This is a genomic window from Paludisphaera sp. (genome assembly GCF_037189885.1).
GTDB lineage: Bacteria > Planctomycetota > Planctomycetia > Isosphaerales > Isosphaeraceae > Paludisphaera.
Genome location: NZ_JBBCIR010000066.1, coordinates 67,411 through 92,707, shown reverse-complemented (window position 1 = coordinate 92,707; position 25,297 = coordinate 67,411). Strand labels below are relative to the sequence as shown.

Genomic DNA, 25,297 nt, shown 5'->3' with positions numbered 1-25,297 from the left:
CCAAGCTGGCATCCGCGGCGCCCCCCCCACCCTGGGTCACGACCCAGCCTACGATATCATGGAACCGACGGCTCCCAGTCGCGCCGGCACGTGCCCGCCGCCCGTGGCACTCCCCCGGCTCGGAGGCGATGGCTCCGCGCGAGTCATTCGAAAATGACGAACGAAGCCAAGTGTAATTCTCCGCAACCCCATTTCCATCAAGCCACTTACTCCAAACATGAGGAACAACGCCGACGACGAACGAAGCCAAAATATGGAAGGTTGCTCGCCGCTGCCATCGCCGGGAAAAGCGGGAGGAGGCGGAGGCCCCCTGTTAGCGTGGTGGCCGCTCGATGTGATAGCTTCCTGGGTGAAGGCGGGCCCGCCGGCCGTCGCCTCGCCGATCCGCCCCAAGCTCAGGAGCGACCCGCGATGAGCATCGTCGACGCGATCCAGAATCAGCTATCCGGCGACGCGCTCGCCGAGCTGGGAGCCGCGGTCGGCGTGTCGGAGGACGCGGCGCGCCGGGCGATCGGGGCGGCCGTGCCGGCGGTCCTGTCGTCCCTGTCGAACGCGACGCTCGACGGCGATCGGCTGAACAAGCTGATGGACGCCCTCCGCGACTTCGAGGGGACCGCCCCCGCGGAAGACATCGGCGGGGCGAAGGCCGACGTGCTCGGCTCGATCCTCGGCCCGAACTTGCCGACGCTCATCGAACTGCTCGCCAGGTTCACCGGGCTTTCCGCCTCGGCGATCGGGGGACTCCTGGAGCGCCTGGGGCCTGTCATCCTGGCGGCGATCGCGGCGAGGTTGCGAGGGACGGGGGGCCTGACTCCCGCCAACCTCACCAGCTTCTTCACGGCCGAGAAGGGGGAGTTTACCAGGTCGCTCCCCGGCGGCCTTTCGCTGGCCGACCTCCCCTCCATACCCGGCGTCCCGACCGCGGCGCCCGCCCCCAGGCCCGCGCCCTCGGATCCCCCGAGTTGGCTCGCCCCCGCGCTGATTGCGGGGCTCCTGGCCCTTGCCGCCTTCTACTATATAAAGCTCCCTCCCGAGCGCCCCGCGCCCCCTCCGAAGCCGGCCGACGCCTCGGAGCACGACGACGCCCCCATCCCGCCGGCCCCGACCGGCGAGGCCCCGGTCGCCACGCCGGCCCAGATCGGCGACTGACCGCCGCCGGGCGTTGTGGTAGGATGAACACCATGCACGACAAGTACAAGAAACGATTCCGCGCGGCCGCGGCCGACGACCGCCTGCGACGGCAGATCGCCCGCGAGGCCGCGCGTCGGCTGATCGACTCCTTCGAGGTCCCGCGCGACGATCCCGCCCCGCTCGACCGCCTGCAAGCCGCGTCCGAGCAGGACTATTACGCCGCCAAGCGGAAGGCCGCGGCGGTCCTGGGCCACCGGATCCGCCCCGGCGACCTTCCCTCCGACGACGAGGTCCGCGACCAGTTCGTCGCCCTCCAGAAGGAACGGGCCGCGACGGAGGACGACGAGGGCGAGGGCGAGGAGGAGTCGCCGCCGGAGCCCGAGGGGGACCTGCCCGTCCCCGCGCTGTCGGAGACGATCGACCGCTTCGCCGTCTACCGCCTGCGATTGGCCCCGCTGGAAGGGGTCAAGCAAGACCCCGCGACCCACCCCGAGGGGGACGCCCTGTACCACAGCCTCCAGGTGTTCCACCTCGCCCGCGAGGCCCGCCCCTACCACGAGGAATTCCTCCTGGCCGCCCTGCTCCACGACGTCGGCAAGGCGATGGGGACCAGGGACCACGCCGCCGCGGCCGTCGACTCCCTCCGCGGCGCGGTCACCGACCGCACGCTCTGGCTCATCGCCCGCCACATGGACCTGCACCCCAACGTCCACAAGAAGCTCGGGGCCAAGCAGCGCCGGGAGATCGAGGAGTCCGAATACGCCGACGACCTCAGGCTCCTGCGCGAATGCGACGACGCCGGGCGGGTCCCCGGCGCCGTCGTCGAGTCGATGGAACAGGCCCTGGATTACATCAAGGGCCTGGAAGGCGAGGAGTACCTGGAGGATTGACGGCGGGGCGGTCAGTCTTCCTCCTCGATGACCTCGCCGGCCGAGGGCGTCAGCATCCGGCGCAGGGTCGTGGGCTTCCGCGTGTCCGGGAGGAAATGGGCCGCGCCGTCGAACATCACCGCGTTGGCCCCGCCGACGTGACGCCCGAGCAGCGACTTCGGATCGACCTGCTCGCCCACCTCCAGGTCCCCCGGGCGGGTCCATTCGACGGCCTGGTCGGCGGGCGTCTCCAGGACCATGATCGTGGCCGAAGTTCCGTCCGTCACCTGATGGAGCGGCAGCCCCCGCGCGGGGTCCACGCCGATCGCCGCTCCGACGGGCCGCTTGTAGGTCGTCGTCCCCGGGGCGAGCGTCCCGCCGAGCGTCGAGGGGCAGGCGTAGTACTTCGGCATCCGGGGTATGAGCGCCTTGTTGTGGGGCGAATCCCAGGGCTCGTCCGGGCGGAACTCCTTATAAAGGTCTTCCGCGTCCAGGAACGGCAGGATCAGCACCCGCCAGCTCAGCAGCGGCTTGCCGTCGGCGTCGGTTGAGTAGGCCGGCGGGAAGCTGTTATGCTGGGAGTGGTAGTTGTGCATCGCGAGCGCGATGTGCATGAGGTTCCGGCGGCACTCCTGGCGGCCGGCGTCCTCCTCGACGGGGCCGACCACCGCCCGGGCGAGCTGGCCGGCGGCCTGGGCCGAAAGCTCCAGCACGACCCGATCCCCCTCGACGCGGGGCGTCAGCGAATCGACCAGCCCCCCGATCCCGGGCACGAACTCCGCGATTCCCGACGCGCCCCGCAAGTGCTCGACCCCCTTCCGGCCCGCCGCCAGGAGCTTCGCGGCTTCGTCCGCGCCGGCGGCCCGCGCCAGCAGGCGGACCGGCGCGGCCGTGCCGGGGTTGTACGAGAGCGAGGCCCAGCGCAGCCCGCGCGAGACCAGCTTCGCCGGGCCGCCCCCGAGTTGTTCGGGGAGGGTGACGACCTGCTCGTCGATCGCCCGGCGAAGGTCCTCGGGCGCCGCGAAGGCCAGCGCGATCGGGGCCTCCCCGGCCGAGTCGAACGCCGCGGCGAAGTCGGGCCGAGGCGCGGGGGTCGTCGCCTTCGCCCGTTCCAGCGCCGCGTCGTCCCCCGCGAGGACCGCCCCCCGGATCGACGCGCAGGTCGTCCAGGCCGCCGGCCCCCCCCGTTCATCCCCGGCGCACAGCAGCTCGCCGATGGCCTTGGCGTCGGCCCCCTCCTCCAGCGGCACCAGCCCGAAGGGGGAGGAGCGTGGCAGCGGCGGCAACTCGTCCAGCGTGACGACCACGTACAGCTCGCGGGCCCCGGCCTTCCGGAGCGCGTCGAGCCAGGGCCGGTACGCGGCGGCCAGAGGCTCGGCCTCGCCGAGCGAGCCGGGCTCGGCGATCGCGTCGAGCCGTATCCGGGCCAGCATCGCGGTGCGGTCGTCGACGAACGTCGCGACCACGTCCTTCGTGTCCGCCGAGGCCGCGGCGCAGGCCGTCAGCCCCCATGTTAGCAGCAAGGCCGAGAGCGTCTTCATGGTCTTCGATCCCCCGTCTGGTCGTCGTGATTCGGAAAGGCGGGCACGCGAGGCGTCAACGTGCCCGGCGAAGTTCGTACCGGAGCGCGACCTCCGGGACTTGCTCCCAGCCCGCCGGTGCCGGGCCGGAGAGGACGGCATGGTCGCCCTCGACCTTGTAGTCGAACGGCCCACCCGTGATGGGGTCCGGCGGCGCGGGCGCGTCGGTCAGGTCGTCCAGCCGCGCCGGCAAGGCACCGTCGTGCTCGGCGGCGTACAGGCGGACGGCCTCCACGACCATCAGCGCCGCGATCCGGCGTTGCAGGCGTGTGCTCGCGAGCGAGACGTTACGCGCGGGCGTGACGACCCTGAAGACCGGGAGCCCCGGCGCGGGGTCCGAGAGGGTCGACTCGTCCTTGATCCAGCCCTCGGCCGTGAGCCCGAATGGGAGGTAAGCCCACTTCGCCGAGTCGTCGTGCCGGATCCTATACGTCCGGTAAGAGTCCACCGCGACGACCTGAACCATGGGCATCGCCTCGATCCGCTCGGGCGGGAGGCCGGCGTCGTGGAGGGCCTGCTTGGATCGGCGGTAATCCTTGGCGATCGCCAGGAGTTGGGCGGCGCGGGCGATCGTGGGATGGGTCACCGGGCTGGGGACCCCGGGATGATCGCCCGTGAGCGCGTGCAGCCTGCGGGCGATCTCGTCGCCCCGCTCGCGGGCGACCTCAAGCGACCAGGCGTCGCCGTCGAGATCCCCGAGGTAAGGAAACTCCTGATCCATCAACGCGGTCTCGGCCTCCGTGGCCGCGCCTAGATCGAACAGGGGGCGGGGGACGGCGGCCAGCGCCCAGTAGAGGTTGGGGCAGCCCGGCTGCTCGATCAGGGCCTCCGCGGCGTCCAGTACGTGGTTGGCGCAAGCGATGCCGACCAGCGACTGGATATACGCCCCGCCCCGGCCGACGTCTCGCGCCGCGGCCAGCCCGGTCTTCAGTCCCCGCAGGGCCTGGTCGATCCTCCCTTCCTCGGCGTCGAGCCGGGCGTTCAGGGCCACCCAGCGGGCCAGCCAGCGCATCTCCTGGATGTCCGGGAGGAGGAGGTCGAATCCCTCGTCCCGATGCCGAAACCCCCAGTCGCAGGTCTCGCGCAGGCTCCCGAGCCGTGCCTCCTCGAGGGCCCTGCGGCGGTTGCCCAGCAGCTTCCGGAGTTCCTCCCTGGGGAACTTGTCGGCGGGTAGTCGGAGCCAGGCCGCCGTCGTGGCGTCCGAAGACTCCGCCCCCTCGGCGGCGCCGGCCTTCCTCGCCTCGGCCTCCTCGCGGTGGCGGACCTGGAGCAGCGACTCGATCGCCCGATGGTAAAAGACGGCGGCGTCGCCGGGGATTTGCTCGGCCCGCGACGGCAGCAGCCGGAGGCTCAGCGCGGGGGTCGGCGGCTTGGCGGGGCGGATCACGATGGTCCGCCCGGATGGCGGCGGCTCCTCCGCGCGGGCCGTGACGGCCAGGGCGGCGAGGCACAAGAAAGCGACGCGTCTCATAGCGGGCCTCCGGGGATCGAACGCGGGTCGCCGACGCGACCTCGCAGCGGGGTCAAGGTGTCATCCGGGTCGTCGACCAGCGGGCCTATATAGACCGCGGACAGCAGCGGCGGCTCGGTCTCGGCGAGCGCCGCCGGATCGGTCCGGGCGGTCAGCCACCGGGGTCGGGAGGGGGAAACGTCACCAGGGCGCGAAGCCGGGACGGGCTCGCGACGGGTCAGGACCACGACCGGCTCGGGTACCGGCGTCGGGGCCGGAGCTGGGACGGCGACAACTCGCGCGACGACGCGCTCCGTCGGCCGCCGGCCGAGCATGACGGCCTGCCCGATCGTCGCCAGAGTTAGCCCGGCGGCGACGGCCGGCCAGCGCCAGCCGGGTCGTGCCTCGCGGAGACCGGCGCGACGGCCGGCCTCGTACATCAGGCGGTCGCGGTCGACGCCCCGGCTCGGCGCGAGGCCGGACAGGGATCGCTCGAACGCGGTCAGCTCGTCTCGCGGGTCGGACATGACGCCCCCATTCGTTCCCTCAAGGTTTGCAGGCCCCGCGCGTAGAGTCGGTGGGCCGTGCTGGATGAGACGCCGATCGCGCGGCCGACCCGCTCGAAGGTAAGCCCGCCCCAGAGGTGGGCGACGATGACCTCGCGCTCCTCGACCGGCAGCGACCGCAGCGCCGCCTCGGCCTCGGCGGGTTCGGGGCCGTCGATCGGCGCGGGGTCGAACCAGCCGGGCGACGCGGCGGCGGCGCGGGCTTCGTGCCTGCGGCGGCGGCCGGCGGCGCGCGACGCGTCCAGGGCCAGGTTGCGGGCGACGCGGTACAGCCACGCTCCGGGGTCGTCCGGCTCGCGGTCCAGGTCCGCCAGCCGGAGGAACGCCTCCTGCACCACGTCCTCGGGCGCGTCGCAGAGCTGGCGCGCGAAGAGGGTCAGGGGGGCCTCGTGGCGGTCGAGAAGTCGTCCGATCGCGTCCGGGTCCATCGCGGCCTCGCGTCGTCCTCGTCGTGTCTCCGCGTATAAGACGATTGTCGGACGGCGCCGTCCCAGAAAACAGGAGGGGGCGGGGTCGGGTTGTCGCGGGCGCGGGGGCGGCTAGAATGAGACTCCAAGTGAGGAGGGCGACAACCGGACGGGGAGCCTGGACGTGCGCGTCGGATACTTCGATTGCTTCAGCGGCGTCTCGGGCGACATGACGCTCGGCGCGCTGGTCGACGCGGGCGTGGACGGCCGGGCCATCATCGAGGCCGTCGGCGGCCTGGGCCTCCCGGGCGAGCTGTCCTTCGAGACCGTCCGTCGCGGCGGCTTCCGCGCCACCCACGCCCGGGTGAAGACCGAGGAGGAGCATGCCCACCGCCACTGGCGGAACATCGAGGCGCTCATCGACAAGTCGGCCCTGACCGCCTCCCAGAAGGACCTATCGAGGCAGATCTTCCTGAAGCTGGGGGAGGCCGAGGCCCGCGTCCACGGGATTCCCCTGGAGCGGATCCACTTCCACGAGGTCGGCGCGGTCGACTCGATCATCGACATCGTGGGCTCGGCCGTCGGCCTGGACCTGCTGGGCGTCGACCGCTTCGAGTGCTCCGCCGTCCCCCCCGGCCGGGGCTTCGTCCGGGCCGAGCACGGCCGGATGCCCCTCCCCGCGCCCGCCACCGCCGAGATCCTCAAGGGGGTCCCGCTGGCCGAGTCGCACGTCGAGATGGAGATGACCACCCCCACCGGCGCGGCGATCGTGACGACCGTCGCCGAGCGGTTCGGCCCGCTGCCGGCGATGACGGTGGAGTCCATCGGCCTCGGCGCGGGCACCCGCGAGGTCCCCGGCCAGGCCAATGTGCTGCGGCTCTTCGTCGGCGTCCTCGCCTGCTCGGCCGGGGCCGATCGCGTCTTCATGCTGGAGACGAACCTGGACGACATCCCCGGCGAGGTCGTCGGCTACACGACGGTCAAGCTGCTAGAGGCCGGCGCGCTCGACGTCTTCACCACGCCCATCCAGATGAAGAAGAACCGCCCCGGCGTGATGATCAGCGTGCTCTGCGACGAGGCCCGCATCCCCGCGATGGAAGACATCCTCTTCCGCGAGACCACCACCCTCGGCGTGCGGCGGTTCCCCGTCAGCCGCCACAAGCTCAACCGGAAGGCGGTCGACGTGGAGACCGAGTTCGGCGCGATCCGCGGCAAGCTCGGCTGGCTCGAGAACCGGCCGCCGACCTTCAGCCCGGAATACGACGACTGCGCGCGGGTCGCCGCCGAGCGCGACGTGCCGCTCCGCGAGGTCTTCGACGCCGCGCACGCCGCCTACGCCCGCGCGTCGGCCGACCACCCTACCCGCGACCACTGACCCGGGGAACGACGGCCCATGCCCTTCCCCACCATCTGGCTGGTCGTCGCCGCGAGCCTCCTCGCCACGTCCCTCCTCGCGGCGACGGGCGTGCTAGTCCTGGCGCGCCGGCTCGCCGCGATGGCGAGGTCCGGCGAGTCGGTCGAGCAACGCCTCGCCCAGCTTTCCTTCGAAGTCCGACGGCTGGAACGGCTCGTGGCCGAGGCGGGCCGTCGCGGCGGCGCCAGCTCGCCGGCCCGCGCGTCGGCGCCGATCGCCTCGCTGATCTCGGTCCCCGACCTCGCCCGCGACGGCGAGCCGGCCGACGCGCCCGGCCTGGCCGAGAAGCACGGCGAGGTCTGGACGCTCGTCGAGGCCGGGCGGTCGCCCCGCGAGATCGCCGACGAGACCGGCCGACCGATCGGCGAGGTCGAATTGATCGCCGGCCTCTACCGCCAGCGCCTCGCCGCCCACCCCCAGGGACGCCATGCCGACGCCTGACCCTGCCCCCCTCCCGTCCACCTCGTCCCACTGGATGGAACGGGCCCGATCCTGGGTGCTGAACGTCCTAGTGCTGGACGGCCTGTCCATCCTGGCGACCGCCCTGATCCTCCGGCGCTGGGGGGGGACGATCGAGGCCCACGCCGACCCCGAGACGCTCAAGAAGTTGTTCCTCGCCGCGCTCTTCGTCTGCTTCATCGTCGCCCGAGTCGCCCTGCGGACCCCCTCGATCCGCGCGAAGGAGGCGGACCCGGAGACTCGCGGCCGGGCCTACGTCCGGTCCCGGGTCGCGACGGCCGCTTTCGGCTGGCTGGCCTTGCCGCTAGGGCTGGGCTACGGGCTGACGGTCGACCCGAGCCTGACCGGCCTCGCCCCATTCTGGGTCGCGGCCCTCCTCCTGGGGGTTACCGCGCTGCCGCGAGAGTCCGACGTCGCGGAGTTCGACGGGATCGCGACGGGGACCGACGCATGACGACGGCCGAATCCACGTTCCTCCAGATCTACGCGGCGATCATCCTCATCTGGCCGATCCGTTGGATCGTCCTGAAATTCGTGCTGGGCAAGGACAGGCCGCTGACGCCGGAGTCCCCCCGGCTGGCGGTCGCCGACCCTCCGCTGGTCTCGGCGATCATCCCCGCGAAGGACGAGGAGGCGACGCTCGACGAGTGCCTCGCCGCGACCCGAGCGCAGGACTACCCGAACCTGGAAATCCTGGTCGTCGACGACCGCAGCCTGGATCGGACCGCGGAGATCGCCCGGCGGCACGCGGCCGAGGACCCTCGCGTGCGGGTCGTCCAGAACGACCGCCTCCCTCCCGGCTGGACCGGCAAGACCTACGTACTGCACCGCCATTCCGGGCTGGCGCGGGGCGAATGGCTCTGGTTCCTCGACGCCGACGTCGCGCCCGGCCCGGCGTTCCTGCCGGTCATGCTGGAATACGCCCGCGAGAACAACGCGGAATTGGCGAGCGTCCTGCCGGAGTTGCGCTGCGAGACCTTCTGGGAGCAGGTCGTCCAGCCGCTGGCGGGGGTCGTCCTGATGCAGTCGTTCCGCCCGAACCAGGTCAACGACGATGCCCACCCCCGCGCGTTCGCCAACGGCCAGTCGATCCTGGTCACGCGCAAGGCCTACGACGCCGTCGGCGGCCATCGCTCGGTGCGCGACCGCTTCGTGGAGGACATCGGCCTGGCCCAGAAGGTGAAGGGCCAGGGCATGCCGATCCGCCTGGGGGTGACGCGCGGGCTGATCTCCTGCCGGATGTATGCCTCGCTCGGCCAGCTCGTCCGGGGCTGGAGCCGGATTCTGTTCGACGCCCTCGACCGCAAGCCGTGGCGGCTGATTTTGAAGCTGCTGGACCCGATCATCTTCTCCCAGAGCGGCCACGTCGTCCTGGTCGTCGCCCTGGCGATGCTGGCGACCGGCCGCGGCGGCCCGTTCGCGTGGTGGCTCCTGGGGATGTCGCTGGTCCACCACGCCTTGATGTACGCGGTCTTCCGCCTGGTCTACGACGTCTCCGTGCCGCGGTCGAAGTACGTCGCGACGTTCCCATTGGGGAACCTGGTGACGGATTGGATCCTGATCCGAGCGATCTGGATGTGCTTCACCGGCAAGGTCGCCTGGCGCGGCACCAGCTACGACGCCGCCATCTCCCGCACCGCCGACGACGAGGCCGACGAGCGAACGACGGCGGCGGACACGGCGTAGCATGGGTACGCGGCCCCCGCCCATTCGGACGGGTCGACCCGAGCGATACCGCCAGCGGGTTCCAAGCCGGCCGAGCGGACCTACGAAGCTCCGATGCCTCCCCGCTCTCCGTCCGCGCATCGGACCGCCGCGCGATCCGTGATGACCCGCGAGGGGGAAGGACCGCCCGCCATCGAGGGATCCTGGGCGGGGGGCGACGTCCGGCTTTCGCCATCGGTCCGAAATTCCGCCCGTGGCGAAGCTTCAACCACGCGCGTACGATAGAATCAGGAGACGGCACAACCATTGGTCGGCGACCCTTGGCGGCCAACCCATCTGGTGACGCGCATGTCCACGACCCGTCGATTCGTCGCGTTCGCGCTCGTGTGCCTCGCGCCCCTGACGGCCGCGGCCCAGGCCCAACCCGCCGCCCCGGCGGGGGTGGGACAGGAGCAGGCCGTCATGGCCGCGGCCGACTATCTGCGCAGGATCGGGGGCGGCCGGCAGGTGGGCGAGACCGCCATGGTCGCGCTGGGGCTGCTGAAGGCGGAGGTCCCGGAGAGCGACCCCACCCTGGCCGGCTATCTCGATCGGCTCCGCGCGAGGTTCGTCTCGGGGGGCTACAAGCCCGAGCGGACCAGCGGCACGGACGTCTACGAGGCCGCGGCCGTCGCGATGGCCCTGGCGAACACCGAGGCCGTCGGCCGCGGCGACCAGTTGCAGACCCTCGCCTCCTACATCATCCGCAAGCAGAAGCCCAACGGGTGCTGGGACTACGACTCGCGCCCCCACGGCGACACCTCCATCTCCCAGTACGCCATCCTCGGCCTCTGGGAGTGCGAGAACAACGGCGTGGAGATCCCCCCCGGCGTGTGGGACCGCGCCGCGCAGTGGTTCTTGTCGGTGCAAAGCTCGGCGGGGAGCTGGAACTACCACCGCGACGAGGGGGATCCCGAGACCATCTCGATGACCGCCGCCGGCGTCGGCAGCCTGCTGATCTGCCGCCGTCAGCTGGAGACCTACCGCCAGTTCCAGAAGGACGCCAACCCGTACCTGGTCCCCGTCGAGGGCGCCGGCCCCAAACTCGACTTCAAGCCGGCGACGTCCAACGCGAAGATCGACGAGGCCGTCGCGCGGGGGATGAACTGGATCGCCGCCCGGTTCGACACCAACGACGTCCCCACCTTCGGCAAGTCGATCTACTACGGCCTGTACGGCATCGAGCGCATCGGCGCCCTGATCGACCGCCAGGCCATCGGCCGGGTCGACTGGTTCGAGCGCGGCGCGGCCTTCATCCGTTCGAGCCAGCGGGGCGACGGCGCGTGGTCCGCCCTGTACGGCGACGACGTCAACACCGTGTGGGCGACGCTCTTCCTGACGCGGTCGACCCGCAAGTCGATCCAGAAATACGAGTACAAGAAGCTCGGCCCCGGGACGCTCCTGGGGGGCCGTTACCTCCCCGGCGACCTGACGACCATGACCGTCGCCGGCGGCCGGATCATCAGCCGGCCGATGAACGGCGCGGTCGAGGGGATGCTGGACGTCCTGGAGGATCCCAGGGTCGCGAACGCCGATTCGGCCCTCGCCGGCGTGATGGATCGATACCGGAAGGAAGGCCCGTCGGCTCTCCGGCCGCACAAGGACCGCTTCCGCCGCATGCTCCAGGCCCGCGACCCCGGCGTGCGCGAGGTCGCCGCCTGGGCGCTCGGCCGCACCACCGACCTGGACGTCGTGCCCGACCTCGCCCGGACGCTGGAGGACGCCGACGACCGCGTCGTCGCCTGCGCGTGGCAGGCCTTGCTGCTCATATCGCGCAAGATCGACGGCCCCGGCCCCGGGCCGGGCGCCACGCCGGAGGAGAAGCGGGCCGCGACCGGGCAATGGCTGCGTTGGTACGACGCGGTCCGTCCGCTGGACGCCTCCTCGCCCGCCGCCGCCGGAGGGCCCACGCCGTGAGCGCGACCGCGACCGCCGCGCCCCCCGACCCGGCGAAGGCCCGCGACGCGGCCCGGTCGGAGCCCCGCGTCCTGGGCGAATCGAAGCTCGACCGGGTCACGTCGCTCTTGATGGCCGTGATCCTGGGCGCGATGCTGGTCGTCGGCTGGCTCGCGCTGGTCTTCGTCACGAATCAGGAGTTCGCCGGCCGGGTGACGCCGCCGCTGCGGATCGTCGAGGTCTTCGGCGGGGGGGGCGGCTCGCCCGACGGCACTCCCGGCTCCACCGAGCAGGTCGACATCCCCGGCGCCGACGCCGCGGCGATGGCGTCCAACAACGAGGAGACCCCCGGCGAGTTCGAACAGCCCTCCGTCCAGACCACTCCCGGCGCGATGCTCGACGCGGCGCTCGAGGCCGGCAAGTCGGTGGCCGAGGTCGACATCGGGCCGGCCATGCCCAGCGGGGGCGCCGTGGCGAGCGGCCGTCGCGCGTCGAAGATCGGGACCGGCGGGCCGGGCCTGGGCTTCGGCCCCGGCGACGGCGGCGTCAGCCGAGAGAATCGCTGGAGCATCATCTACCCCGAGGGTCAGAGCCCCGACGAGTACGCGCGGGAGCTGGACTTCTTCAAGGTCGAGCTGGCCGTGGTCGGCGGCAAGGACCAGCTCATCTACGCCTCCAACTTCTCCAGCCCCACGCCGACCCGCCGCAACGGCGGCAGCGGCGGGGAGTCGCGGCTGTACTTCATCTGGGAGGGCCGCGCCCGCAAGGCGTCGGACCTCGCCCTGCTCCAGAAGGCGGGCATCGACGCCGGCGAGGGGACCGTCTTCCAGTTCTACCCCGCCGAGGTCGAGCAGCGCCTCGCCGAGCTGGAGCAACGCTACCGGGGCCGGTCGCCGGCCGAGATCCGCGTCACCCGGTTCGCCGTCGTCCCGAGGGGGAACGGCTACGACTTCAAGGTCGTCGCCCAGGAGACGCTCCGTTGACCAACCCACGATCCCTCGCGCGGAGCCGACGGACGCCCCATGGCCACGCTTGAGATCCATGACGCCGATGGCCGCGCCCGCTTCGTCGAGCTGGCCCGGGACCACCCCGTCCTGCTCGGGTCGAGCCCGGCGTGCGACGTCGTCCTGTCGGGCGAGGGGGTCCTGCCCGTCCACGGCCGAATCCGGTGGAAGGGCCGTCGCTTCAAGATCGACGCCTCCCCGGACGCCGAATACCTGGAGATCAACGGCCGCAAGATCGTCTCCGCCAGCCTCCACCAGGGGGACGAGATCCGCGTCGGCCCGTGCCGCGTCTTCGCGCTGAGGCTCGACGACGCCCCGGCCGACGCCCCCCCCGCCGCCGCCCCCCGGAAGAAGAAACGCCCGCGAGTCCTCGAGGACGAAGGGCCGACGAAGGTGCTCCAGGGGGCCGCGTCGTCGGTCGAGGCGCCGACCCTCAACCTGTCCAGGCCGCCCCGGGCCCCGGCCCCCGCGGCCCCCCCCTCGGTCTTCGAGCGCGACGACCTCCTCGTGGAACTCGGCCTGACGGGCCGCGAGCCCGAGCCCCTGGCCGGCCCGTCGGCGCGGACGAGCACCAGGGCGAAAGAGCCCGGCGCGGTCGCCCGGCTGCTCGCGCGCTGGCGGAAGGCGCGCGAGGCCGAGGACGCGCCGGGGCGCGAGCCGGTCGCGTCGTCCCCCACGGTGATCGCGCTGGCGCTGCTGCTGGCGGGGCTGGTGGCGATGGGCTTCTGGCTGGCGACGATCATCGCCAGCACGGTCGCCACCCGCTCCTACAACCACGCCGTCAACCTGCTGGAGGACGGCGACAACGCCACCGCCATCCGCGAGTTCGACTCCTTCCTCGAGAAGAACCCCGACGACCGCCGCGCCGGCAAGGCCAGAACGCTGCGCGCGCTGGCGAACGTCCGGCAGTACATCGCCATCTCCGGGGAGACGTGGTCGCGGGCGCTGGAGGCCGCGCGCGAGATGGTCGAGCAGACCGGCGACCTGCCGGAGTTCCGCGATGAGAAGACCGAACTGGGCGAGCTGGTCATCCGAATCGGCGAGGGTCTGGCCGAGCGCGCGAGGCGGCGGGTCGACCCCGAGGCGCTGGCCGAGGCGGAATCGGCCGTGCCGCTCCACGCTACGATCGTCGGCGAGCCGGCCCCCGCGTTCCTCACCAAGTCACGCCTCCCCGACCTGCTGAACGAGGCCCGCGCCGCGATCCGCAAGGCGGACGCCCGCAAGGCGACGCTCGCCGCGATGGAGGAGGCGTTGGCCGCGGGCTCGGCCTCCGCGGTCTACAAGGCTCGCGACGCCCTCGTCCGGACTTATGGCGACCTGTCGAGGGACGCCGAGGTCGTCGCCCGCATGGTCCGGGCCAACGACCTGATGCGGGCGGCCGCGAAGGTCGACCCGTCGCGACGCCCCGCCGAGACGGGCGAGCCCTCCGAGCCGCTAGGCCCGCCGACGACGCTGGTCTTCCGCTCGCGCGACGACGCCCCCCCCGCCCCCGGCGCGGCGGGGCTGGCGTTCGCCGCGGTCGACGGCTCGGCCTACGCCCTGGACGGCGAGACCGGCGCGCCGCTGTGGCGGGCGAGCGTCGGCCTGAACGCGCCGTTCGCGCCCCTCCCCGTCCCGGGCGATCCCAGCGTCCTGCTGGTGGACGGGCGACGCGACGAACTGGCCCGTCGCGACGCCCGCGGCGGGCGGCTGATCTGGCGGCAGTCGCTCGGCGAGCCCGTCGACGGCCCGCCGCTCGTCGTGGGCGACCGCCTCTATCAGACGCTGCCCTCGGGCAAGGTCCTGACGATCGCGCTGGCCGACGGCGAGGTCCTGGGCTCCGTCGACCTGGCGTTCCCGCTTTCGCGGTCGCCGGTCGGTGACGAGTCCGGGCGATTCCTCTATGTCATGGGGCGCAAGGACTGCCTGTTCACGCTATCCCGCGACCCGCTGTCCTGCGTGGACGTGCAATACCTCGGCCACGCCGAAGGCGCCATCCCCTGCCCCCCCGCGCGGCTGGGGCGGTTCCTGGTCGTCGTCGAGAACGACAAGATCGCCGACGGCCGCTGGCTCGTCCTCGTGCTGGAGGAAGAGGGGGCGAAGCCCCGCGCCGCGCAGTCCATCGACGTCGCCGGCTGGACGTGGGACGTGCCCCCGACCTCGTCGTCGTCAATCTGGTCGATCGGCGACCGGGGCGGCATGCGGGTGTTCGCGGCGGGCGACTACGGGAGCGCGAACCCGCTGCGGCCCCTGGCCGTGCTCGCGCCCGACGCCGACGCGTCCGGCCCCGCCTTCGGCCTCGCGCCGACGGAGCGTCAGATCTGGATCGCGGGGGGACGATCGGCCCGATACGACCTGGACGCCGAGGCCGGCAGCCTGGCCACCCGCTTCCAGCTCGGGCCGATCGGCGTCGCCGCCGGGCCGGTCCAGCTCGTCGGGCGTCGGGTGGTCCTGTCGAACCGCTTCGAGGGGGGTGGCGTCGCGCTGCGGGGGATCGACCAGGTTACCGGCCGCGTGGGATGGACGACGGTGCTCGGCGCGGCCTGGCCCTCGCCGCCGATCCCCTCGGCCGACGGCGAATCGCTCGTCACGGTCGATCGCGCCGGCCGCCGGATCCGGTTGGATCGATCCACGCTGGAACACGGCGGCTTCGTTTCGGCCCTGCTCGCGCGCCCCGGCGACCCGAACGCCCCGGACGGGCGGCTCCGCTCGGTGGTCCGCGAGGGGGAGGAACTGGCGCTCATCGTCCCGGCGCGCGGGGGGCGCGAGATCTGGGCCGAGGCCCCCTCGGCGCCCGGCGGCTGGGCCCGGACCGACCTCCCCTCGGCGATCGCCGCCCCGCCGCTCCCCTGGGCCGGCGGCCTCCTGGTCCCCGGCGAGGACGGCCGCGCTTACCTCGTCGACCCGACGACGGGCAGGGCAGACGCCGAGCCGTTCGTCCCCGAGTTCGACCGCGACCGGGTCGGCTCGTGGCTCGCCCCCCAACCCCTCGACGCCGATTCGGTCGTGCTGGCCGACGACACCGGCCGCGTGCGTCGGCTGGCGCTCAAGGCCGACCCCGCGCGTCGAATCGCGGTCGAGGCCGAGACGGCGCTCGACCAGCCGATCGTGGCCGACCCCGCGTGCGCGGAGTCGGCCGTGGTGGTCGTCACCGCCGACGGCGTCGTCCGGGCGCTATCGGCCCGCGACCTGGGCGCCGTGGGCTCGTGGAAGCTCGACGCCCCGCCGCTCGGCGCCCCGCGACCCGTCGCCGGCCGCGTGGTCGTCCTGGATTCGGCGGGGGGCGTGATGCTGCTGGAGCGAGACGGCCGCCTCGCCTGGACGACGAAGCTCGCCTCCCCGGCCGTCGGCCCCCCCCTGATTCGCGGCGACATGCTCTGGATCCCGACCCGCGACGGCCGCGCGCGGGGGCTCGCGCTGGCCGACGGCCGCGAGGCCGCCGCGCCCGACCTCGGCGTGGAGCCGGCCGGCGGGCTGATCGCCGTGGGGGGGGACGTGTTCGTCCCCACCGGCCGCGGCGTGCTCCAACCGCTGAGAATCGACCCCGCGACGGAGGCCCAGCCGTGACGATCCTCGCATCCCGTCGCGCCCTCGCCGCGGCCTCCACCCTGATCTCGCTCCTCGTCGCCGCCGCGACCGCCCCCGGCCAGGACGCCGCGCGAGCCCAGGCGATCGTGACGCCCGACGACCCGCTCGCATCGTTCCCGTTCGACCGGATCACCCTGCCGGACGACACCGTGCTCCTCGTCGAGCCCGTGAGTCCGCGTCCCCTGCCGCCGACGGAGCCACCGAAGACGAAAGGGGCCGCACGCGCGCCGGAGACAAGGTTCCCGCGAGGGGGCAACGTCGGACTCCCCGGCGAGCCCAGCAAGGTCGAGCCCTACAATCCCGCGGAAAAGAAGGAGGAAGGCCCGGAGGAGGTCATCACCGTCCACCTGGCCAGCGAGGCCGCCACCGGCCGGGGGGATGTCCGCGACTTCAAGCTGAGGCGCTCGCACATCAAGAAGATCGAATACTTCGAGGACATTCTCCTCGAAGAGGGCGAACGCCACGCCCAGGCCCGCGACTTCACCCGCGCCTTCGAACACTACCTGCGCGTGCGCCAGCGCGACCCGAACTGGCCTGGCCTGACCGATCGCGTCCACGCGCTGCTGTTCGCCGAGGGGAGGCAGGCGCTCTCCGACGGCGACGTCTCGCGAGGGCTCCGGCTGCTTCGCGAGCTGCACGCGCGGCAGGCGGATTATCCCGGGCTCGTCGATCAGATCGCCGCCGCCTACGCCGGCCGGATCGACCGCGCGATCGAGCTGGGGCTGTACCAGGAGGCACGCCGGAACCTCCGCGAGTTGGAGGATATTTCCGCCGACGTCCGCCAGGCCCGAGAGCTGCGCGAGAAGCTCCAGGGGCTTGCGAAGGCCCGCGCCGGCCTGGTCGGCTCCGGTTCGAACGCCGAGCGGCTGGACGCCCTGGCCGAGGGCCTCCGGATCTGGCCCGACCTCCCCGACCTCCGGGCCGAGTACGAGGAGACGTTCCGCGTCGAGCCCACTCTCGTGGCCGCCGTGACCGACGTGCCGTCGCCCCCCGGCCCCTGGATTCGATCGCCGGCCGACGCTCGCGTCGCCCGGCTGCTGTTCCGCCCGATCCTCCTCGACGACTCCGAGGAGGCCCGCAAGGGGGAGCGGCCCGGCCAACTCGCCGAGGGGATCGAGGCGACCGACCTGGGGCGTCGGCTTGTCGTCCGCGTCCGCGCCGGGATCCCCTGGTCGGACGGTTCGCGCGAGGTCTCCGCGCTCGACGTCGCCCGCTCGCTCGTCGACCGCTGCGACCCGCGCGACCCTTCGAAGTACCAGGCCCGCTGGGCCGACCTTCTCGACCGCGCCCGCCCCCTGGACGAGCGCCAGGTGGAGTTGCAGCTCAAGCGCCCCCTGCTCCGGGCGTCGTCCTGGCTCGACGCGCCCGTCGGCGCGGCGCACGCGGGGGCCGACGGCCGCGTCGTCCTGTCGGCGAAGGACCGGCCGCTGGTCGGCTCGGGCCCGTTCATTTGCCACGAGGCCACGCCCGACGCGATCGACCTCCGCGCGGTCGCCGACGCCTCGGGGGACGCGTCGACGGCCGGGGTGCGGAGGCTCCGCGAGGTCCGCCACGCCTCCCCCGCCGCGGCGATGGCCGCGTTCATCTGGGGGGACGCGGCGCTGATCGACCACGTCGCCCCTTATCAGGTGGCGGCGCTCGCCGCGGATCCGGACGTGCGGGTCGGCGTCTATGCACGCCCCGCCGTCCACGTCATCGCGCTCGACGGCCGCAACCCGCTGCTCGGGAACCGGACCCTGCGGCGGGCCATCTCCTACGCGATCGACCGCAAGGGGCTGCTGGAGGAGAGGATCCTCCGGGGCTCCTTGACCGAAGCCGAAATGCCGGCCGACGGCGTCTTCCCGCGCGGCGATTCGGTCGACGCCCCGGGCGTCAAGCCGCTGGAGCACAACCCCGTCCTGGCGGTGGCCCTCGCGTCGCTCGCCCGCGGCGAGATGGAACTGGAGGCCCTGAAGCTCCGGCTCGAATACCCGGCGATCGCCGAGGTGGAGGCCGTCATCCCCCGGCTCGTCGCGGCGTTCGCTCAGGCGCGGATCACCGTGGAGCCGGTCGCCGTGCCCCCCGCGAAGCTGGAGTCCGAACTGCGCGCCGGGCGCCGGTTCGACATGGCCTATCGCGTGTTGCGATGCGACGAGCCCACGCTCGACGCCGGGCCGATGATCTGCCCCGGCTACGACGCGCCGCCCTCGGCCAACGCCCTGGCCTCGTCGGCAAGCCCGCGCATCCTCCAGCTGCTACTTCGACTGGAACAGGCCGTCGACTGGCCCACCGCGCGGGGGCTGGCCGTGGAGATCGACCGCGAGCTGCGCGACGAACTCCCGGTGATCCCGCTCTGGCAGACCGTCGACCGCTACGCGTGGCGGTCGCGGCTCAAGGGCCCCGCCGAGACGACCGAACGGCTCTACGACGGCATCGAAACCTGGGAGATCGCCCCGTGGATCGCCAAAGACCCGTGGTCCCGCTGATCCTGTCGCTGGCGCTGGCGATGACGACGCTCGCGGCGCGGGGCGAGGAGCCCGCCACGGCGATCGAGAACCGCCCTTATCGGATCGCGCTGCACCTGGCGTCCGATCCCGCTGCGCGCCTCGGCGACCGGCTCCGAGACGATTTGATCGCCCGATGGTTGGAGATGACCCGCCGCTTCGTCGGCCCGGCATGGTCCGTCGACGTGGCCGCCACGCCCAGCCCGCTCGCCGGCGAGGCCCTCGCGCGCGCCCAGGCCGACGACGTCCAGGGCCTCGACCCGGCCGTCGACAAGGCGTGGTTCGTCTGGGCCACGGTCGACCCCGGCACGTCGCAACTTGTCCTCGAAGGTCGTGAGTACGACGCCGGCGCGCGCTGGCTCGGCCCCTTCCAGCGCCGCGAGGTCCTCTCCCCGCTCGACGCCCCCCGCGACCTGTTCCTGTTCACGCTCGACCTGTTCAGCCCCTCCGCGCTGATCGTGGGCCAGGAGGGGGGCCGCGCGCTGTTGAAGGTGCAAGGGTCCGCGATCCCCCCCGCCAGCGAGCTTGGCGCGGTCGCGACGAATGGGACGACGTTCATCCCGATCCGCCTGATCACGATGCGAGACGATTCGATCCGCATCACGCGCATCGCCTACACCTACCTCGTCGCCGAGTCGGTGGAGGGCTCGACGGCGCGCTGCGCCATCGTGAGCGCCTACCGCGACCCGCTCTCCCAGCGCATCGCGCGACCGAACACGCTGACGGCCCTGGGCATCAAGCCCGGCGACGGCGACCTGCGGCTCCGGTTCGTGGACCGGACCACGAAGGGGCCGGCCGCTGGCTACACGCTGACCGAACGCCCCGCCGCCGACGGCCCCGCGCGCGACGTCGGGATGACCGACCGCTCCGGCCGGATCGCGGTGGCCCCCGGCCCGACGCGCGGCGTCGTCAAGCTGCGACTCCTCGCCGGCGACTCCGAACCGCTGGCCGAGTTCCCCATCATGCCCGGCGAGAGCCAGGAGGAGCGCGAGATCGCCGTCGATCCGCTCCCGCTGGCGGCGAGGTATCAGGCCCGGCTCGACGCCCTTCGCGACTCGATCATCGATCAGGTCGCCCTGCGAGGCCGCCTCGAACGCCTGATGGAAGCCCGCGCCGACGGCGAGGACTGGCCGGCGCTCGAGGCCTTCCTGAAGGAGTACAACCTCCTCCCCTCCCCCGAGACCTTCGCCGACGCCCTCAAGAAGCTGAAGGACGAGGCCGTGAAGACCTCCTACGAGGCGACCAAGACCACCGTCCTGACCCGCCACCTCCAGGCCGAGTTCGACGAGATCCAGGGCCTCATCGACGGGTACCTCACGGACGACGCCGCCCGCGCCTTCGGCGAGCTGCTCTCGTCCCAGAAGACCAAGCAAGCCGAGGCCGCCGCCACCAAGCCCCGCGCCCCGGAGGCCCCGCGCCTTCCGCCCCCCGGCCAGGAGGAGGCCGCCATCAAGGCGAAGTCCCAACCCGCGCCGTAAGCGGAGCCCGAGAAGCCCGGCGCGCCTCGGGTCGCCGCCGCATCTTCCGGGCGGTCGGGCCGAATGCCGGGCCCGATCGCGAACCGACCGCGACCGGGGGGGCGGGCATCTCGTATAATGATCGAGAGGTCCAGGTTCGCACGCCCGCGCGGAGTCGTCTCGTGCTGCACATCGTGAAGTATCCCCATCCCGCCCTGCGTTTCGCCTCGCGCCCCGTGGAACGGATCGACGAGGATCTGAAGGCCGTCGTCCGAGAGATGTTCTCGCTGATGTACGAGTCCAGGGGAGTCGGGCTGGCGGCGAATCAGGTCGGCCTGCCGTTCCGCTTCTTCGTCCTGAACGTGACCGCCGATCCCGATCAGGCCGACCAGGAACTGGTCTTCATCAACCCGGAGATCGTCAAGCGTCACTCCTGGGAGGACGACGAGGAGGGCTGCCTCAGCCTCCCCGGGCTCTACTCCAAGGTGCGGCGGCCGAAGAAGGTGAAGGTGAGGGCGTATAACCTATCCGGCCAGGAGGTGGAGTTCGAGGCCGACGAGCTGTTCGGCCGGGCGATGCAGCACGAGATCGACCACCTGGACGGCAAGCTGTTCATCGACTACCTCGGCCCGCTGGCCCGGCACGGGATCAAGGGGAACCTGCGGACCTTCGAGTCCGAGTTCCGGGAGGCCCAGAAGGCCGGCGCCTATCCGGAGGACGCGGAGATCATCCGGCGGCTGAAGGAGATGCCCGCGCCGACGATCGCCGCCGTGTCCGGCCCCGCGCCGGCCGACGCCTGACCCGCCTCCACTGCCGTCGCCGTTACCGGGCCAGGAGATCCGCATGGACAAGCCCCTCTCGATCGTGATGCTGGGCACGGGAGACTTCGCCCTCCCTACCTTCATCGCGCTGCTGGACGCCGGTTTCCGTATGCCGGCGCTCGTCACCCAGCCCGACCGCCCCCAGGGGCGGAAGCAGGAACTGATCCCGAGCCTCATCAAGCAAGAAGCCCTGGCCCGAGGCGTGGCGGTCTTCCAGCCCGAGCGCGTCAACGCCCCGGAGGCGGTCGAGCACGTCCGCTCGCTGGCGCCCGACTTCCTGATCACGGCGGCCTACGGCCAGATCCTCTCGGCGGAATTGCTGGGCGTGCCGCGCGTCGGGGCGTTGAACCTGCACGGGTCGATCCTCCCGGCGTATCGGGGCGCCGCGCCGGTGGCCAGGGCGATCCAGAACGGCGAGGTCGAATCGGGAGTGACGGTCATCCACATGACCCCCCGGGTCGACGCCGGGGGGATGATCGCCTTCGCCCGCACTCCCATCGGCCCGGACGAGACCGCCGGGGCGTTGGAAGATCGGCTCGCCGCGCTGGGCGCTCCCCTGATCCTCGACGCGATTCGCCAGGTCGCGGAGGGTCGGGCGGAGATCCTGCCGCAAGACCCCGCGCTTGTCACCAAGGCCCCGAAGCTCCGCAAGGATGACGGCGTCATCGACTGGTCGCTCCCGGCGGGCAGGATTCACGACCTCGTCCGGGCCATGCAACCCTGGCCGATCGCCTCGACGATCTGGACCGCCCTCCCCTGGACGCCGAAGGGCTCGGTGAGGCTGATCGTCCACGCGACGACGGTCATGGACGGCTCGGGGGAGCCGGGGACGGTGCTCGCCGCGACCAGCGAGGGGATCGACGTGGCGGCCGGACGGGGTGCCGTCCGACTCTTGAAGGTGCAGACGCCCGGCAAGAAGCCGATGCCCGCCGCCGATTTCGTCCGTGGCAACCACGTCCAGGCCGGCGATCGGATGGGCGGCTGACGCGAAAGGGGCCCGCGACCGCCGATGCCGAACCGTCGCATGATCGCCGTGGGGGACGTCCACGGCTGCTCCAAGGCCCTCAACGCGATACTCGAGGCGATCTCGCCCGGCCGTGACGACACGATCGTCATGCTGGGGGACTACGTCAACCGCGGTCCCGACTCCCGGGGCGTGCTGGACACCCTGGCCGGCCTCCGCCGCCGTTGCCGCCTGGTCCCCATCCTGGGCAATCACGACGAGATGCTGCTCCAGGCCCGCTCCTGGCTGCCCCGCAAGTCCCCCCCGGAGGGCGCGGAGCCCCCTTACGCCAGCCCGGACCGCGATTGGGGCCGCGAGCTGCCCAGGCTGGCGCCGTCGAACCTCGCCTTCCTTGAGAGCTGCGTCCCCTATTTCGAGACCGAAGCCCACATCTTCGTCCACGCCGCCTACGACCCCGCGTTGCCGATGCACCGCCAGCCGGCCTCTCTGCTGCGGTGGCACTCGCTGCGAGACGGCGTCCCCCGCGCGCACTACTCGGGCAGGAAGGTGATCGCCGGCCACACCTCTCAGAAGGGGGGGAAGATCCTCAACCTGGGGCATATCGTCTGCATCGACACCTACTGCCACGGCGGGGGATGGCTCACGGCCCTGGACGTCGACAAGGCCAGGGTCTGGCAGGCCGATCGCGGCGGCAAGCTGCGGATGCGTCGCGCCCCGATCTGACGGGGGACGCGGTTTCAACCCGCTGTCGGGGGGCCCATCCTCATGCGTACGTTCGGCACGCCGGGCGTCCGGGACCGGAAGTCGATGAACGACTCTTTCGCCAGGGTGTCCGGGAAGACGACGAGGCAGACGGCCCCGGGATTCTGGACGGAGGGGTAAGCGAGGCCGTCGAAGGCCCGGGAGTCATGCACCGCGGCACCGAGCCTCTGCGTCGGGGCGTCCGGCACGAGCTTCCACCGGCCGGCAAGTTCCGCGGCCGATGTCCCGAGCCTGTCCCGCACCGACGGATCTCCGAGGTCAAGGACGCGCCTGAGGCTGAACCGGACCCCGATCATCACGACCTCGTCGGGCGGCTTTAGATCGGCCGGTCGGACGCCCAGGGATCGGACCGCGTAGAAGGCCTGATTGCCCTCGCGATGGGCGGTCTCGGCGTCCAGCGCGGCGTACAAGCATCGGAAGGCATGCCCATCCGGCGCGAAGCGCGAGCCGATCGACCCGGAGCAGTAGAGCGGAGAGGGCTTCCGCGGCGGCATGAAGTGGCGAAGGGCGATCGATCGGAAGACGAAAGCGTCCACGTCGACGGCCGCGCCTTCGTCGGCGAGGGCTCGAAGCTCCGCGTCGAGCGACGGGCGGTCAAGCATAGGAGGGGTTCGGCCCCCACTGCGACTCCAGATCCCTCAGGACGAATTCCGCGTGACCCGCGTTGATCGCATCTCTGGCCGTGGTGGGATACCCCGTATCTGGGGAATCCAGCCAGGCGTCGACAGCCTTCATCGAGCCGAGGTGAAGGAGCAGCAAAGCCCGAATGCGAGCATGAGAGTCGTCGGAAGTCGCCGGCCGCGAAGGCTGGGGACGCCCCGCGATGCGATGTCCTTTCCCCGACTTGTCATGACCGACGGGGATCGCATCCTTCATGCCGGGGCGCACGAGCAGCGTCTTCCGCCCTTTTCCGGGCCCGATATCCGCGCCAGGGGCCTGAGGACCCTTCTTCGTCATTATCCACCACCCGTCGACATAGGGAATGCGAGGCGGGCGTCCATGTCGGGCGCGCGGCCCGACCTGTCTCCACCGTCATTGTACAGCATCATGCGCAGGTTGTCGCGGTCGCGCGACGCACTGGCGCGGCGGTGAAGCCCCGCTTACAGCCTTGCGCCGCGGTGGCATCGGCGATACCATGAGGAGGTCCCCCGTTCCGGCGGCCGACGGCACCATCACGGCGAGGCGATCATGAGCGGCGAATCGACGACCTCGAAAGCGCGCGGGCTGGAGATGCTCGGGATCGATCGGCGGGCGGGGACATACTGGAACCTCCCCACGCCGATCCTGTACGAGCACGCGATCCGTCGGGGCGAGGGGATCGTCGCGCATCTCGGGCCGCTGGTGGTCGCGACCGGGCAGCATACCGGCCGCTCGCCGAACGATCGGTTCGTCGTCGAGGAGCCATCCAGCCGCGACGATATCTGGTGGGGTCCGTTCAATCGGCCGATCTCCGAGGCCCACTTCGAACACGCCTGGGGCCGCATGAGGTCATTCCTCGCGGACAGGGATCTGTACGTTCAGGACTGTTACGGCGGCGCGGATCCGCGCTTCCGGCTTCCCGTCCGGGTCGTGACGGAATATGCGTGGCACAGCCTGTTCGCGCGGAACATGCTGATCCGGGAGTTCGACGAGGAGGCCCTAAGCGCCTTCCGGCCCGAGTTCACCGTCATCGCCGCCCCCAACTTCCGCGCCGACCCGGCGAGCGACGGCACGCGGTCCGGGACCTGCATCCTCATCAACCTGGCGCGGAGGCTCGTCCTCATCGGCGGGACCGAGTACGCCGGCGAGGTGAAGAAGTCGATCTTCTCGATCCTCAATTATCTGCTCCCCCCGCGCGGGGTGCTGAGCATGCATTGCTCGGCCAATTACGGCGATGACCGCGACGACGTGGCGCTGTTCTTCGGCCTCTCGGGGACGGGGAAGACCACGCTCTCGACCACGCCGGGCCGCACGCTGATCGGCGACGACGAGCACGGGTGGGGCGACGACGGCGTCTTCAACTTCGAAGGCGGGTGCTACGCCAAGGCCATCCGGCTGCGCAAGGAGTCCGAGCCGGAGATCCACGAGGCCACCAGGCGGTTCGGCACCGTGCTGGAGAACGTCGCGATCGATCCCGTCGGCCGCCGGCTCGACCTGGATAGCGCCGCGAAGACCGAGAACACCCGGGCCTCTTACCCCATCACCCATATCCCCAGCGCCGACCCGTGGGGCGTGGGGGGGCATCCTCGGCACATCTTCTTCCTGACCTACGACGCGTTCGGCGTGCTGCCGCCGATCGCGCGACTGTCGGCCGAGCAGGCGATGTTCCACTACCTGACCGGCTACACCTCGAAGGTCGCCGGGACCGAGGTGGGCATCAGCGAGCCGGTCGTGACGTTCAGCCCGTGCTTCGGCGGGCCGTTTTTGCCGCGGCGCCCGAGGGAGTACGCCCGGCTGCTCGGCGAGAAGATGGAGCGTCACGACGTCCGCTGCTGGCTCATCAACACCGGGATCAACGGCGGGCCGCACGGGGTCGGCCGGCGAATCCCCCTGTCGATCACTCGCGCGTTGGTCGACGCCGTGCTGGAAGGCCGGCTCGACGACGCGACGACCCGGGAGGATCGCGCGTTCCGCCTCGGCCGCCTGGAGTCTTGCCCCGGGGTGGCGCCCGAGACGCTGGACCCGCGCGCCTCGTGGGGCGATCCGGCGGCCTACGACCGCGCCGCGGCCGACCTGACCGCGAGGTTCGAGGAGAACCAGCGCCAGTTCACGCCGGCCTGATGC

At 72.0% G+C, this 25,297-nt stretch carries 20 protein-coding genes; 15 read left to right on the top strand and 5 right to left on the bottom strand.

The window, feature by feature from the left end:
* Nucleotides 1-411: 411 nt before the first annotated feature.
* The gene (locus WG209_RS18470; protein ID WP_337176555.1) at nucleotides 412-1,149 is read left to right on the top strand and encodes a DUF937 domain-containing protein; all 738 of its coding nucleotides are present in this window, start codon (nucleotides 412-414) and stop codon (nucleotides 1,147-1,149) included.
* 32 nt (nucleotides 1,150-1,181) lie between these two features.
* Nucleotides 1,182-2,021 (top strand): HD domain-containing protein, encoded by an 840-nt coding sequence (locus WG209_RS18465; RefSeq protein WP_337176554.1) that lies wholly within the window; start codon nucleotides 1,182-1,184, stop codon nucleotides 2,019-2,021.
* Nucleotides 2,022-2,032: 11 nt separating this feature from the next.
* Here the strand turns inward: WG209_RS18465 and WG209_RS18460 are convergent, their stop codons facing one another.
* The 4 genes from WG209_RS18460 to WG209_RS18445 are packed head-to-tail and all read right to left on the bottom strand — an operon-like array spanning nucleotide 2,033 to nucleotide 6,024.
* Nucleotides 2,033-3,541 (bottom strand): DUF1559 domain-containing protein, encoded by a 1,509-nt coding sequence (locus tag WG209_RS18460; protein WP_337176553.1) that lies wholly within the window; start codon nucleotides 3,539-3,541, stop codon nucleotides 2,033-2,035.
* 55 nt (nucleotides 3,542-3,596) lie between these two features.
* Nucleotides 3,597-5,051 carry a hypothetical protein gene (locus WG209_RS18455; RefSeq protein ID WP_337176552.1) on the bottom strand — a complete coding sequence of 485 codons (1,455 nt, stop codon included), beginning with the start codon at nucleotides 5,049-5,051 and terminating at the stop codon, nucleotides 3,597-3,599.
* Complete coding sequence (locus tag WG209_RS18450; RefSeq protein ID WP_337176551.1) at nucleotides 5,048-5,557, bottom strand: hypothetical protein; 510 nt, start codon at nucleotides 5,555-5,557, stop codon at nucleotides 5,048-5,050. The genes WG209_RS18455 and WG209_RS18450 overlap by 4 nt, the downstream gene beginning before the upstream one ends.
* A complete protein-coding gene (locus WG209_RS18445; RefSeq protein ID WP_337176550.1) occupies nucleotides 5,533-6,024 on the bottom strand; it encodes a sigma-70 family RNA polymerase sigma factor in 492 nt (163 codons plus the stop codon). The genes WG209_RS18450 and WG209_RS18445 overlap by 25 nt, the downstream gene beginning before the upstream one ends.
* A 163-nt stretch (nucleotides 6,025-6,187) precedes the next feature.
* Here WG209_RS18445 and larC point away from each other — a divergent pair, with 163 nt between their 5' ends.
* From larC to WG209_RS18385, 12 genes are all read left to right on the top strand, one after another.
* Nucleotides 6,188-7,378, top strand: a complete 1,191-nt coding sequence (gene larC / locus WG209_RS18440; protein WP_337176549.1) for a nickel pincer cofactor biosynthesis protein LarC — start codon at nucleotides 6,188-6,190, stop codon at nucleotides 7,376-7,378.
* Nucleotides 7,379-7,396: 18 nt separating this feature from the next.
* A complete protein-coding gene (locus WG209_RS18435) occupies nucleotides 7,397-7,858 on the top strand; it encodes a hypothetical protein (protein WP_337176548.1) in 462 nt (153 codons plus the stop codon).
* A gap of 55 nt (nucleotides 7,859-7,913) precedes the next feature.
* Entirely contained in the window at nucleotides 7,914-8,330 is a 417-nt protein-coding gene (locus WG209_RS18430) for a hypothetical protein (RefSeq protein ID WP_337176547.1), read from the top strand.
* Nucleotides 8,327-9,562, top strand: a complete 1,236-nt coding sequence (locus tag WG209_RS18425; protein WP_337176546.1) for a glycosyltransferase — start codon at nucleotides 8,327-8,329, stop codon at nucleotides 9,560-9,562. Before WG209_RS18430 ends, WG209_RS18425 begins: the two co-directional genes overlap by 4 nt.
* Nucleotides 9,563-9,889: 327 nt before the next feature.
* Nucleotides 9,890-11,497 (top strand): hypothetical protein, encoded by a 1,608-nt coding sequence (locus WG209_RS18420; protein ID WP_337176545.1) that lies wholly within the window; start codon nucleotides 9,890-9,892, stop codon nucleotides 11,495-11,497.
* Entirely contained in the window at nucleotides 11,494-12,459 is a 966-nt protein-coding gene (locus tag WG209_RS18415) for a hypothetical protein (RefSeq protein WP_337176544.1), read from the top strand. Before WG209_RS18420 ends, WG209_RS18415 begins: the two co-directional genes overlap by 4 nt.
* Nucleotides 12,460-12,498: 39 nt before the next feature.
* On the top strand, nucleotides 12,499-16,026 hold the full coding sequence (locus WG209_RS18410) for a PQQ-binding-like beta-propeller repeat protein (RefSeq protein WP_337176543.1): 3,528 nt from the start codon (nucleotides 12,499-12,501) through the stop codon (nucleotides 16,024-16,026).
* Nucleotides 16,023-18,512, top strand: a complete 2,490-nt coding sequence (locus tag WG209_RS18405) for an ABC transporter substrate-binding protein (RefSeq protein WP_337176542.1) — start codon at nucleotides 16,023-16,025, stop codon at nucleotides 18,510-18,512. Before WG209_RS18410 ends, WG209_RS18405 begins: the two co-directional genes overlap by 4 nt.
* A complete protein-coding gene (locus WG209_RS18400; protein WP_337176541.1) occupies nucleotides 18,482-20,008 on the top strand; it encodes a hypothetical protein in 1,527 nt (508 codons plus the stop codon). Before WG209_RS18405 ends, WG209_RS18400 begins: the two co-directional genes overlap by 31 nt.
* A gap of 161 nt (nucleotides 20,009-20,169) precedes the next feature.
* Entirely contained in the window at nucleotides 20,170-20,787 is a 618-nt protein-coding gene (gene def, locus WG209_RS18395; protein WP_337176540.1) for a peptide deformylase, read from the top strand.
* 43 nt (nucleotides 20,788-20,830) lie between these two features.
* Nucleotides 20,831-21,793, top strand: a complete 963-nt coding sequence (gene fmt / locus WG209_RS18390) for a methionyl-tRNA formyltransferase (RefSeq protein WP_337176539.1) — start codon at nucleotides 20,831-20,833, stop codon at nucleotides 21,791-21,793.
* Nucleotides 21,794-21,817: 24 nt separating this feature from the next.
* Nucleotides 21,818-22,495 (top strand): metallophosphoesterase family protein, encoded by a 678-nt coding sequence (locus WG209_RS18385; RefSeq protein WP_337176538.1) that lies wholly within the window; start codon nucleotides 21,818-21,820, stop codon nucleotides 22,493-22,495.
* Between the two features lie 14 nt (nucleotides 22,496-22,509).
* On the opposite strand, the gene WG209_RS18380 is transcribed toward WG209_RS18385, so the two are convergent.
* Nucleotides 22,510-23,136 (bottom strand): RES family NAD+ phosphorylase, encoded by a 627-nt coding sequence (locus WG209_RS18380; RefSeq protein ID WP_337176537.1) that lies wholly within the window; start codon nucleotides 23,134-23,136, stop codon nucleotides 22,510-22,512.
* A gap of 586 nt (nucleotides 23,137-23,722) precedes the next feature.
* Between WG209_RS18380 and pckA the strand changes: the two genes are divergently transcribed.
* A complete protein-coding gene (gene pckA / locus WG209_RS18375) occupies nucleotides 23,723-25,294 on the top strand; it encodes a phosphoenolpyruvate carboxykinase (ATP) (RefSeq protein ID WP_337176536.1) in 1,572 nt (523 codons plus the stop codon).
* The last annotated feature ends 3 nt before the right edge of the window (nucleotides 25,295-25,297 follow it).

What these genes read in the sequence shown, in the direction of transcription:
- WG209_RS18470 (WP_337176555.1), top strand. Translation starts at nt 412, where the DNA reads ATGAGCATCGTCGACGCGATCCAGAATCAGCTATCCGGCGACGCGCTC.
- WG209_RS18465 (WP_337176554.1), top strand. Translation starts at nt 1,182, where the DNA reads ATGCACGACAAGTACAAGAAACGATTCCGCGCGGCCGCGGCCGACGAC.
- WG209_RS18460 (WP_337176553.1), bottom strand. Translation starts at nt 3,541, where the DNA reads ATGAAGACGCTCTCGGCCTTGCTGCTAACATGGGGGCTGACGGCCTGC.
- WG209_RS18455 (WP_337176552.1), bottom strand. Translation starts at nt 5,051, where the DNA reads ATGAGACGCGTCGCTTTCTTGTGCCTCGCCGCCCTGGCCGTCACGGCC.
- WG209_RS18450 (WP_337176551.1), bottom strand. Translation starts at nt 5,557, where the DNA reads ATGTCCGACCCGCGAGACGAGCTGACCGCGTTCGAGCGATCCCTGTCC.
- WG209_RS18445 (WP_337176550.1), bottom strand. Translation starts at nt 6,024, where the DNA reads ATGGACCCGGACGCGATCGGACGACTTCTCGACCGCCACGAGGCCCCC.
- WG209_RS18435 (WP_337176548.1), top strand. Translation starts at nt 7,397, where the DNA reads ATGCCCTTCCCCACCATCTGGCTGGTCGTCGCCGCGAGCCTCCTCGCC.
- WG209_RS18425 (WP_337176546.1), top strand. Translation starts at nt 8,327, where the DNA reads ATGACGACGGCCGAATCCACGTTCCTCCAGATCTACGCGGCGATCATC.
- WG209_RS18420 (WP_337176545.1), top strand. Translation starts at nt 9,890, where the DNA reads ATGTCCACGACCCGTCGATTCGTCGCGTTCGCGCTCGTGTGCCTCGCG.
- WG209_RS18410 (WP_337176543.1), top strand. Translation starts at nt 12,499, where the DNA reads ATGGCCACGCTTGAGATCCATGACGCCGATGGCCGCGCCCGCTTCGTC.
- fmt (WP_337176539.1), top strand. Translation starts at nt 20,831, where the DNA reads ATGGACAAGCCCCTCTCGATCGTGATGCTGGGCACGGGAGACTTCGCC.
- WG209_RS18385 (WP_337176538.1), top strand. Translation starts at nt 21,818, where the DNA reads ATGCCGAACCGTCGCATGATCGCCGTGGGGGACGTCCACGGCTGCTCC.
- WG209_RS18380 (WP_337176537.1), bottom strand. Translation starts at nt 23,136, where the DNA reads ATGCTTGACCGCCCGTCGCTCGACGCGGAGCTTCGAGCCCTCGCCGAC.
- pckA (WP_337176536.1), top strand. Translation starts at nt 23,723, where the DNA reads ATGAGCGGCGAATCGACGACCTCGAAAGCGCGCGGGCTGGAGATGCTC.